The sequence below is a fragment of the Pseudomonas sp. NFACC46-3 genome (genome assembly GCF_900114515.1).
Lineage (GTDB): Bacteria > Pseudomonadota > Gammaproteobacteria > Pseudomonadales > Pseudomonadaceae > Aquipseudomonas > Aquipseudomonas fluorescens_Q.
The window spans coordinates 339,320-349,391 of sequence record NZ_FOTH01000002.1; the positions used below are offsets into that span (position 1 = coordinate 339,320).

Here is a 10,072-nt window from a genome sequence, read left to right on the forward strand (position 1 = left end):
TAAAGGAATGATTGCCAGGCTAAGCACAAAAAATTGTGGGAGCGAGCTTGCTCGCGATGGCAATCTTTCAGCCAACATGATTGTTGACTGATCCGACGCTATCGCGAGCAAGCTCGCTCCCACAGGGGTACGGCGAGCTTTAGAAGATCTAGTCCGCCAGGCGCCAGGTCGTCCCGCCCTTGCCGTCTTCCAGCACCACGCCCATGGCGGTGAGCTGGTCACGGATGCGGTCGGATTCGGCCCAATCCTTGTTGGCGCGTGCAGTCAGGCGCGCCTGGATCAACGTCTCGACTTCGGCGGCGTCCACGCGGCCTTCGGCACCGGCCTGCAGGAAGTCATCGGCTTCGAGCTGCAACACACCCAGTACACTGGCCAGTTCTTTCAGGCGAGCCGCCAGACCGGCCGCCGCATTGAGATCACTCTCACGCAGGCGATTGATCTCACGCACCATCTCGAACAGCACCGCGCACGCTTCCGGCGTGCCGAAGTCGTCGTTCATCACTTCGGTGAAACGCGCCACGAAGGCGTCGCCACCGGCGGCCGGCACGCTCGGCAGCCCCTTCAACGCGTGATAGAAACGCTCCAGGGCACCCTTGGCGTCCTTGAGGTTGTCTTCCGAGTAGTTGATGGCGCTGCGGTAGTGGCTCGACACCAACAGGTAACGCACGACTTCCGGGTGGTACTTGTCGAGCACGTCGCGGATGGTGAAGAAGTTGTTCAAGGACTTGGACATCTTCTCGCCGTTGATCCGGATCATGCCGCAATGCATCCACGCATTGGCGTAGGTCTTGCCGGTGGCCGCTTCGCTCTGGGCGATTTCGTTTTCGTGGTGCGGGAACTCCAGGTCGCTGCCGCCGCCATGAATGTCGAAGGTCTCGCCCAGGCAGCAGGTGGACATCACCGAGCATTCGATGTGCCAGCCCGGACGCCCGGCGCCCCACGGCGACTCCCAGCTCGGCTCACCCGGCTTGGCGCCCTTCCACAGCACGAAGTCCAGCGGGTCTTCTTTCGACTCGTCGACTTCGATACGCGCGCCGATGCGCAGGTCTTCGATCTTCTTGCGCGACAGCTTGCCGTAGCCCATGAACCTGGCGACGCGGTAGTACACGTCGCCATTGCCCGGTGCGTAGGCGTAGCCCTTGTCGATCAAGGTCTGGATCATGCTCAACATGCCAGGGATGTGGTCCGTGGCACGGGGCTCCAGGTCCGGCTTGAGGATATTGAGGCGCGCCTCATCCTCGTGCATGGCCTTGATCATGCGCTCGGTCAGCGCATCGTAAGGCTCGCCGTTTTCGCGGGCACGGTTGATGATCTTGTCTTCGATGTCGGTGATGTTGCGCACGTAGGTCAGGTCATAACCGCTGAACCGCAGCCAGCGGGTCACCAGGTCGAAGGCGACCATGCTGCGACCGTGACCAATGTGGCAGTAGTCGTACACGGTCATGCCGCAGACGTACATGCGGACCTTGTTGCCATCCAACGGCTTGAAGACTTCTTTGCTCTTGGTGAGCGTGTTGTAGATCGTAAGCACGGTGTTTCCTTAAGACTTGATCACTGGCCCCACGAATCACGCAGGGTCACGGTACGGTTGAATACCGGCTGACCTGGTTTCGAGTCCTTGATATCCGCGACGAAGTAGCCTTCGCGCTCGAACTGGAAACGGTCTTCCGGCTGTGCATTGCCCAACGAGGGTTCAGCACGACAACCGGTCAGCACTTGCAGTGAGTCAGGGTTGATGTTGTCCAGGAAACTCGCGCTGTCTTCGGCCTTCTCCGGGTTCGGAGAGCGGAACAGGCGATCGTACAGACGCACTTCGCACTCGACGCTGGCGGCGGCCGGCACCCAGTGGATCACGCCCTTGACCTTGCGACCTTCCGGGTTCTTGCCCAGGGTGTCGGGATCGTAGGAGCAACGCAGCTCGACGATGTTGCCGTCGGCGTCCTTGATCGCTTCGTCGGCGCGGATCACGTAGCTGCCGCGCAGACGCACTTCGCCGTTCGGCTCCAGGCGCTTGTAGCCTTTTGGCGGCTCTTCCATGAAGTCATCGTGGTCGATGTAGATTTCACGGGCGAACGGCAGTTTGCGCACGCCGAGTTCTTCTTTTTGCGGATGACGCGGCAGTTCGAGGTTTTCGACCTGGTCTTGCGGGTAGTTGGTGATCACGACCTTCAACGGACGCAACACGCACATGGCGCGCGGGGCATTCGCATCCAGATCCTGACGGATGCTGAACTCAAGCATGCCGAAATCGACCACACCGTCGGAACGGTTGGTGCCGATCATCTCGCAGAAGTTGCGGATCGACGCCGGCGTGTAGCCGCGACGACGGAAGCCCGACAGCGTCGACATGCGCGGGTCGTCCCAGCCGTTGACGTGCTTCTCGTCCACCAGTTGCTTGAGCTTGCGCTTGCTGGTGATGGTGTAGTTCAGGTTCAGGCGGCTGAATTCGTACTGGCGTGGGGTAGCCGGCACCGGCAGGTGCTTGAGGAACCACTCGTACAACGGACGATGGCTTTCGAACTCCAGGGTGCAGATTGAATGAGTGATGCCTTCGATGGCGTCCGACTGGCCGTGGGTGAAGTCATAGTTGGGGTAGATGCACCATTTGTCGCCAGTCTGGTGGTGATGGGCGTGGCGAATGCGGTACATGATCGGGTCGCGCAGGTTCATGTTCGGCGAAGCCATGTCGATCTTGGCGCGCAGCACCCGAGCGCCGTCCGGGAACTCGCCGGCGCGCATACGGGCGAACAGGTCGAGGTTCTCTTCCACGCTGCGATCACGGAACGGGCTGTTCTTGCCCGGCTCGGTCAGGCTGCCACGGTATTCCTTGGCCTGCTCGGGGGTCAGGTCGCACACATAGGCATTGCCGGCCTTGATCAGTTCCACGGCCCAGTCGTGCAACTGGTCGAAATATTGCGAGGCGTAGCGCACCTCACCGGACCATTGGAAACCCAGCCACTTGACGTCGCTTTCGATCGCGTCGATGTATTCCTGATCTTCCTTGGCCGGGTTGGTGTCGTCGAAACGCAGGTGCGTGACGCCGCCGAACTCCTGGGCCAGGCCGAAATTCACGCAGATCGACTTGGCATGGCCGATGTGCAGGTAGCCGTTGGGCTCTGGTGGGAAGCGAGTGACGATCTGTGTGTGCTTACCCGAGTCCAGGTCCGCCTGGATGATCGGGCGCAGGAAATTGACCGGCACGGCCGGGCCGGTCTTGGAATTCGAGGTAGGGTCGACAGTGGGCTTGCTCATAGGATCCTTGAACAGACAAGTGCGCGGCCGGGTGCGGCCTGATAAATCAAAGCCCGTATCATAGCCGATGCTGTCAAGCACCTGACAGGCCAGGCCGGCAAACGATTGAATTTAATCGACGGCCTGATGAAAAACAGCCTCGAAATTCGTGCCCGGCACGCTAAACTGCCCTGCCTGGCCGATTACAGCCAGACCGGTTGCGGGCAGTGACGCCCCGAAACCCACGAATTCCTTGAAAGAGTACCGACCATGAGCAAAGTCAAACTGACCACCAACCACGGTGACATCGTTCTGCAACTGAACGCCGAGAAGGCGCCGCTGACCGTGGCCAACTTCATCGAATACGTCAACGCCGGCCACTACGAAAACACCATATTCCACCGCGTCATCGGCAACTTCATGATCCAGGGCGGCGGTTTCGAGCCAGGCATGAAGGAAAAGAAAGACAAGCGCCCAAGCATCCAGAACGAAGCCGACAATGGCCTGCCGAACAAAAAGTACAGCGTTGCCATGGCCCGTACCATGGAGCCGCATTCGGCCTCCGCACAGTTCTTCATCAACGTGGCGGACAACAGCTTCCTGAACCACAGCAGCAAGACCACCCAGGGCTGGGGCTATGCAGTGTTCGGCGAAGTGATCGAAGGCACCGACGTGGTCGACAAGATCAAAGGCGTTTCCACCACGTCCAAGGCCGGCCACCAGGACGTCCCGGCAGAAGACGTGATCATCGAGAAAGCCGAGAAAATTGAGTGATATTGCTGATTTCAGACTTGCATCTGGAAGAGGAGCGCCCGGACATCACCCGGGCGTTTCTGGATTTACTCGCCACACGCGCCCGCTCGGCGCAAGCGTTGTACATCCTGGGCGACTTTTTCGAAGCCTGGATCGGCGACGATGCCATGACGCCGTTCCAGCGTTCCATCTGCCAGGCCCTGCGCGAATTGAGCGACAGTGGCACGGCCATCTTCCTGATGCACGGCAATCGCGACTTCATGCTGGGGCAGGCCTTTTGCAAAGCGGCCGGCTGCACCCTGCTCAAGGACCCGAGTGTCGTGCAGTTCAATGGCGAGCCGGTGCTGCTGATGCACGGCGACAGCCTCTGCACCCGCGACGAAGGCTACATGAAGCTGCGGCGCTGGCTGCGCAACCCGGTCACGCTGTTCGTCCTGCGGCACCTGCCCCTGGGCAGTCGCCAGAAACTGGCGCGCAAACTGCGCAGCGAAAGCCGCACGCAGACACGCATGAAAGCCAATGACATCGTCGACGTCACGCCCGAAGAGATCCCGCGGATCATGCAGCAATACGGCGTGAAGACCTTGATCCACGGCCACACCCACCGCCCCGCCATCCACAAGCTGCAACTGGGCGAACACGCCGCCCGGCGCATCGTGCTGGGGGATTGGGACAAGCAAGGCTGGGCGTTGCAGGTGGATGAACAAGGGTTTGCGTTGGCGCCGTTTGGATTTGCCCCGCCGCCGCTGCTGCCTGCGCCTCACCCAACCTGAATCCCCCCTGTGGCGAGGGAGCTTGCTCCCGCTTGAGTGCGAAGCACTCAAAAAAGGGACTGCTGCGCAGCCCAGCGGGAGCAAGCTCCCTCGCCACAGGGATTCGGGGGAATTTCAAGTGAACAGCATGCCCACACACTGCACTTCACTTCGTGATCAATGCCCCGCCGAAGCCGGCCCAGCCTTCGCCGCAAACGGCGGCTTCGCCAGCCACACCAGCACGATCAAGCCCATGAACGCCCAGCCCAACAGCGTGAAGTAATCCACGGTGGAAAGCATGTATGCCTGGCTGGTAAGGACCTGGTCAAGCCGGGCATAAGCCGGTGTGCTCGCGCCGCCAAGCTGGTTGAGTGCCTCGCGGGTGGCCGGCTCGAAGGTGCTGATGCTTTCGCTCAGGTAGGCATGGTGCAGGTCGGCCCGGCGGATCCAGATCCAGGTGGTCAAGGACGCGGCAAAGCTGCCGCCCAAGGTCCGCAAGAACGTCGCCAAGCCCGCGCCGTCGGCGATCTGGTGCGGCGGCAAGTCCGACATCAGGATGCTCAGGGTCGGCATGAAGAACAGTGCCACGCCGATGCCCATGAACAACTGCACCATCGCAATGTGCTGGAAATCCACCTCGTTGGTGAACCCGGCGCGCATGAAGCAGCTCAGGCCGATGGCCAGGAACGCCAGCCCGGCCAATACGCGCAGGTCGAACCGGTGGGCGTACTTGCCGACGAAGGGCGACATCAGCACCGGCAGGATGCCGATGGGGGCCACCGCCAGCCCGGCCCAGGTGGCGGTGTAGCCCATCTGGGTCTGCAACCACTGCGGCAGGATCAGGTTGATGCCGAAGAATCCGGCATACCCCCCCACCAGCACGATGGTGCCGATGCGAAAGTTGCGGTAGGCGAACAGGCGGAGATTGACCACCGGGTGGCGGTCGGTCATTTCCCAGATCACAAACACCGCCAGGGCAATGATCGAAATCAGCGCACCGATGATGATGAAGTTCGATTCGAACCAGTCCAGGTCATTGCCTTTGTCGAGAATCACCTGGAGCGCGCCGACGCCGATGATCAACGTGACCAAGCCCACGTAATCCATCGGTTGATGGCTGGTGACCACCGGTCGCGCCTTGAGCTGCTGTTGCACCACGAGCGCGGCGAAGACGCCGATGGGCACGTTGATGAAGAAGATCCACGGCCAGCTGTAGCTGTCGGTGATCCAACCGCCGAGGATCGGCCCGGCAATCGGCGCCACCACCGTGACCATCGCCAGCAACGCCAGGGCCATGCCGCGCCTGGCCGGCGGGTACACGGCAATCAGCAGGGTCTGGGTCATCGGGTACAACGGCCCGGCCACCAGCCCTTGAAGTACGCGAAAGCCAATCAGCTCCGGCATCGAGGTGGAAATACCACACAAGAACGACGCGAGCACGAACAGCATCGTCGCCCACAAAAACAGCTTCACCTCGCCAAACCGCCGGCTCAGCCAGCCAGTAAGCGGCAAGGCAATGGCGTTGCTCACCGCGAACGAGGTGATCACCCAGGTGCCCTGCTCCGAGCTGACGCCCAGGTTGCCGGAAATAGTCGGCAAGGCGACGTTGGCAATGGTGGTGTCGAGCACTTGCATGAACGTCGCCAGCGACAGCCCGATGGTGCTGAGCAACAGGCTGGGCGGCGTGAAAGACGCGTTATTGCTCATTGCGAAATCCTATGAAACGAAGGTGGCGAAATCGTTCGGGGCAAGGCACAGAACCTGTGGGAACACACTGCCGTTCATCAAGGTCGCTTGAACCACCGTGGCGAGGGAGCTTGCTCCCGTTGGCTGCGCAGCAGCCCTTTTTGTGAGCGCTTCGCACTCAAGCGGGAGCAAGCTCCCTCGCCACAGATTCAGTGGTTCCCTTGAATGAACTGTGGTGGTGTGGGAGCGAGCCGCCCGGAGCAAGCTCGCTCCCACAGGTTCATGCCATGACTGGCTAGCGCTGCGCGGTCTTGCTCGCAGCCGCACTGTTGTCGTGGATCAGGCGCGCGATCATCGCGTCGGCATCGGTCAGTTGCTGATCGTAGACCTGGGTGCTGAACGAGGCTTTCTGCGGTGGTTGTTGGGCCAGTACCGGGCCGCTCTGGTCGTGCAGGTCGACGTTGACCAGGGTCGACAGGCCAATGCGCAGCGGATGCTTGGCCAGTTCCTGGGCATTGATGTGAATGCGCACCGGCACCCGCTGGACGATCTTGATCCAGTTACCGGTGGCGTTCTGCGCCGGTAGCAAGGCAAACGCGCTGCCGGTCCCGGCGCCAAGGCTGTCGATGGTGCCGCTGTACTTCACATCGCTGCCGTACAGGTCGGCTTCGATCTCCACCGGCTGGCCGATGCGCATGTCGCGCAGTTGGGTTTCCTTGAAGTTGGCGTCGATCCACAGCTGATCCAGCGGGATCACCGCCATCAACGCCGTGCCCGGCTGCACCCGTTGGCCGAGTTGCACGGTGCGCTTGGCGACGTAACCGGTGACGGGTGCGATCAAAGTACTGCGGGCGTTGGCCAGGAAGGCCTGGCGCAACTGCGCGGCGGCGGACTGCACGTCGGGATGGGACGACACCACGGTATCGTCCACCAAGGCGCTGGTGGTCTTGAGCTGTTGCCGGGCATTGGCCAAGGCGTTCTGCGCCGAGGTCAGGTCATCCCGGGCGTGAGACAGTTCCTCCTTGGAAATCGCCCCGCCGGCCGCCAGGTTCTTGCGTCGGCTGTAGTTTTCCTGGGCCTTCTGCACTTCGGCCTCTTGCGCATTGACCTGCGCCCGCATGCCATCGACGTTGCTGTACAAGCCACGCACCTGGCGCACGGTCCGCGCCAGGTTGGCCTGGGCACTTTGCAGCCCGACTTCGGCGTCGTTCGGGTCGAACTGCACCAGCACCTGGCCCTCACGCACCAGGTCGCCGTCGTCGGCCCCGATGCTCACCACGGTGCCGGTGACCAGCGGCGTGATTTCCACCACGTTGCCGTTCACATAGGCATCGTCAGTGCTTTCGCTCCAGCGACCATACAGTTCGTGCCAGGCCCAGACGCCCAGGCCCGAAAGAATGACCAGCAGCGTCAGTGTCAGCAGCATGACCTTGCGCTTGCGTGGATTGCCGTCTTGCGCATGTTCGGATTGAGTCGTTTCGGCAGTCGCCATGACAAGTACCTCGAATCAGTTATTTGGCGTGGTAGCGGCCGGGGTGGCCGCCGCCAGGGTCTGGGCCTCGAAACCGCCGCCCAGGGCCTGCATCAGTTGGATCGACAAATCGATCTGCTCGGCATTCAGGTTCGCCAGTTGGCGCTGGGCCTGGAGCAATTGCTGCTCGATGCTCAGCACGTCCAGGTAATTCCCGATGCCCGAGCCGTAGCGCTGGACCACCGTGTCGTAGGAGCTCTGTGCGATATCGGTGGCATGTTGCTGGGCACCGATCTGGCGAGCGATGTCACGCAATTGGTTGATGGTGTCGCTGACATCCCCAAGGGCCGTGACCAGGCTCTTGTTGTACTGCGCCACCGCCAGGTCGTAATCGGCGTCCCGGGCATCCAGGTCCGCCCGCAAGCGGCCGCCATCAAAGATCGGCAGCGACACCGTCGGCCCCACATTGAAGAAGCGGCTGGCCGAACCGAACATCGCATCGCCCAGCAACGACCGGGTTCCGGCGGCTGCGCTCAAGTTGAGATTGGGGTAGAAGTTGGTCTTGCCGGCCTCGATGTTCTTGCTCGCCGCCTCTACCCGCCAGCGTGCCGCGACCAGGTCCGGACGACGCCCCAGCAACTCGGCCGGCAGGTTCGACGGCAAGGCGACCGCGCTGGCTTGCAGCACGTTGGGCCGGGGGATTTCATGGCCGCGGTCCGGACCTTTGCCCAGCAACACCGCCAGGGCGATCTTGGCGCTTTGCAGGCGTTTCTCTGCGTCGATCAGGGTGGCGTCGGCGCTGGCTTCCAGGCTTTCGGTCTGTTGGAACTGATATTCGCTGTCGATCCCGGCAGTGAGGCGGCGCTTGCCCAGGTCGAGCATCTGCCGGGTGCGCTTGAGGTCCTCGGAGGCCAGGTCATAAATAATGTGGGCCTGGCCCAGGTCGCTGTAGGCCCGGGCCACGTCGGCGGCCAGGGTCAGTTGCGCGGCCTGGCGATCGATCTCGGCAGCGCGGGCCTGGCCGAGGGCGGCTTCCCAGGCGGCACGCTGGCCACCCCAGAGGTCGAAGTTGTAATTGAAGTCCACACCTAACGTGCGCAGGGTGCTGTACGCCCCGCCCTGCCCTTGCGGGTCCTGGTCACGGGACAGGCGCGAACGGCTGGCGCCGCCGCTGGCATCGAGAGTCGGCAGGCGCGCCGCGTTGGCAGCATAGGCAGCGGCACTGGCCTGATGCACCCGGGCGCTGGCGATCTGCATGTCCGGGCTATCGCGCAGGGCTTCACGGATCAGGCCGTCGAGTTGCGGGTCGCCGAGGCTCTTCCACCAATCGTTTTTTGGCCACGCGGCCTGCGACAGCGTGACGCCGTTCAGGGATTGCCCGGCCTTGAGGCTCTGGGCCTCCAGGCTGACGCCTTCGGTCTTCAGGCCGCTGTAGCTGGCACAGCCCGCCAGGCTCATGGCCAAGACCACCAGGCTTAATCGGGTACGCAAGGTTTTACACTTCATTTTTCCCCCATTCGCGACACGGTGATGGGGTCACCGGCGGCGAGCAGAATTTTCTTGAGGATCTGTTCGAGGGTTTGCAGCTCCTCGGGGCTGATGGCGCTGGCCAACTGGTTCATGGCCTCGGCACCGATAAACGGCAGGCGATCGGCAAGGGCCTGGCCGGCTTCGGTCAGCACCAGGCGCACTTGCCGGCGGTCCTGGGCGGAGCGTTCACGGGCCAGGAAACCTTTCTGTTCCAGGCGATCGAGCATCCGCGTCATCGAGCCGCTGTCCAGGGACAGGTAGCGACACAGCTCGGCCGGCGTCTCGATGCCGTACTGGGCCATGATGATCAACACCTTGAACTGCGCGGCGGTGATGCCGACGGGTTCCATATGAGTGTCGATGATCCGGTCCTTGAGCAGCGCGGTACGGCCGAGCAGCATGCCGAGATGGCAATTGTGAAAGTTGTCTGGGGTGAAATGCTTCATCTGACCACCGTTTGCTGCCTAGGCAGTGAATGTATGTCGAGATATTACTGCTTAGGCAGCGAATGTCAAACAAATAGTTAGCTTGCTACGCACTAACAGCCAAAACGCAGATGAACCTGTGGGAAGACAAATGTGGGAGCAGCTTGCTCGCGATAGTGGTGTGTCAATCAACGAAGGTGTTGAATGTCATACCGCTATCGCGA

Annotated in this window: 8 protein-coding genes; 2 read left to right on the forward strand and 6 right to left on the reverse strand. The window is 61.8% G+C overall.

Annotated elements, in window-relative coordinates:
* Nucleotides 1-148: 148 nt before the first annotated feature.
* Nucleotides 149-1,531: a cysteine--tRNA ligase gene (cysS, locus tag BM300_RS05260; protein WP_092144367.1), complete on the reverse strand. Its 1,383-nt coding sequence runs from the start codon at nt 1,529-1,531 to the stop codon at nt 149-151.
* A gap of 20 nt (nt 1,532-1,551) precedes the next feature.
* Nucleotides 1,552-3,252, reverse strand: a complete 1,701-nt coding sequence (locus BM300_RS05265) for a glutamine--tRNA ligase/YqeY domain fusion protein (RefSeq protein ID WP_092144365.1) — start codon at nt 3,250-3,252, stop codon at nt 1,552-1,554.
* 249 nt (nt 3,253-3,501) lie between these two features.
* Between BM300_RS05265 and BM300_RS05270 the strand changes: the two genes are divergently transcribed.
* Nucleotides 3,502-4,005 (forward strand): peptidylprolyl isomerase, encoded by a 504-nt coding sequence (locus BM300_RS05270; RefSeq protein ID WP_092222638.1) that lies wholly within the window; start codon nt 3,502-3,504, stop codon nt 4,003-4,005.
* Nucleotides 4,002-4,757, forward strand: coding sequence for a UDP-2,3-diacylglucosamine diphosphatase (locus BM300_RS05275; RefSeq protein ID WP_092144361.1), 756 nt, complete (start codon nt 4,002-4,004; stop codon nt 4,755-4,757). Before BM300_RS05270 ends, BM300_RS05275 begins: the two co-directional genes overlap by 4 nt.
* Before the next feature lie 156 nt (nt 4,758-4,913).
* On the opposite strand, the gene BM300_RS05280 is transcribed toward BM300_RS05275, so the two are convergent.
* The 4 genes from BM300_RS05280 to BM300_RS05295 all read right to left on the reverse strand — a co-directional run bounded on the left by BM300_RS05280 (nt 4,914) and on the right by BM300_RS05295 (nt 9,869).
* Nucleotides 4,914-6,443: a DHA2 family efflux MFS transporter permease subunit gene (locus BM300_RS05280; RefSeq protein WP_092462237.1), complete on the reverse strand. Its 1,530-nt coding sequence runs from the start codon at nt 6,441-6,443 to the stop codon at nt 4,914-4,916.
* Between the two features lie 274 nt (nt 6,444-6,717).
* The gene (locus BM300_RS05285; protein ID WP_072339768.1) at nt 6,718-7,914 is read right to left on the reverse strand and encodes an HlyD/EmrA/EmrK family protein; all 1,197 of its coding nucleotides are present in this window, start codon (nt 7,912-7,914) and stop codon (nt 6,718-6,720) included.
* A 15-nt stretch (nt 7,915-7,929) separates the two neighbouring features.
* Nucleotides 7,930-9,399 (reverse strand): efflux transporter outer membrane subunit, encoded by a 1,470-nt coding sequence (locus tag BM300_RS05290; RefSeq protein WP_092462239.1) that lies wholly within the window; start codon nt 9,397-9,399, stop codon nt 7,930-7,932.
* The gene (locus BM300_RS05295) at nt 9,396-9,869 is read right to left on the reverse strand and encodes a MarR family winged helix-turn-helix transcriptional regulator (RefSeq protein WP_058546840.1); all 474 of its coding nucleotides are present in this window, start codon (nt 9,867-9,869) and stop codon (nt 9,396-9,398) included. Before BM300_RS05295 ends, BM300_RS05290 begins: the two co-directional genes overlap by 4 nt.
* Nucleotides 9,870-10,072: the final 203 nt, after the last annotated feature.

Excerpts from the sequence above, each read along its gene's own strand:
- BM300_RS05265 (WP_092144365.1), bottom strand. The coding sequence starts at position 3,252 with ATGAGCAAGCCCACTGTCGACCCTACCTCGAATTCCAAGACCGGCCCG.
- BM300_RS05270 (WP_092222638.1), top strand. The coding sequence starts at position 3,502 with ATGAGCAAAGTCAAACTGACCACCAACCACGGTGACATCGTTCTGCAA.
- BM300_RS05285 (WP_072339768.1), bottom strand. The coding sequence starts at position 7,914 with ATGGCGACTGCCGAAACGACTCAATCCGAACATGCGCAAGACGGCAAT.
- BM300_RS05295 (WP_058546840.1), bottom strand. The coding sequence starts at position 9,869 with ATGAAGCATTTCACCCCAGACAACTTTCACAATTGCCATCTCGGCATG.
- BM300_RS05280 (WP_092462237.1), bottom strand. The coding sequence starts at position 6,443 with ATGAGCAATAACGCGTCTTTCACGCCGCCCAGCCTGTTGCTCAGCACC.
- BM300_RS05290 (WP_092462239.1), bottom strand. The coding sequence starts at position 9,399 with ATGAAGTGTAAAACCTTGCGTACCCGATTAAGCCTGGTGGTCTTGGCC.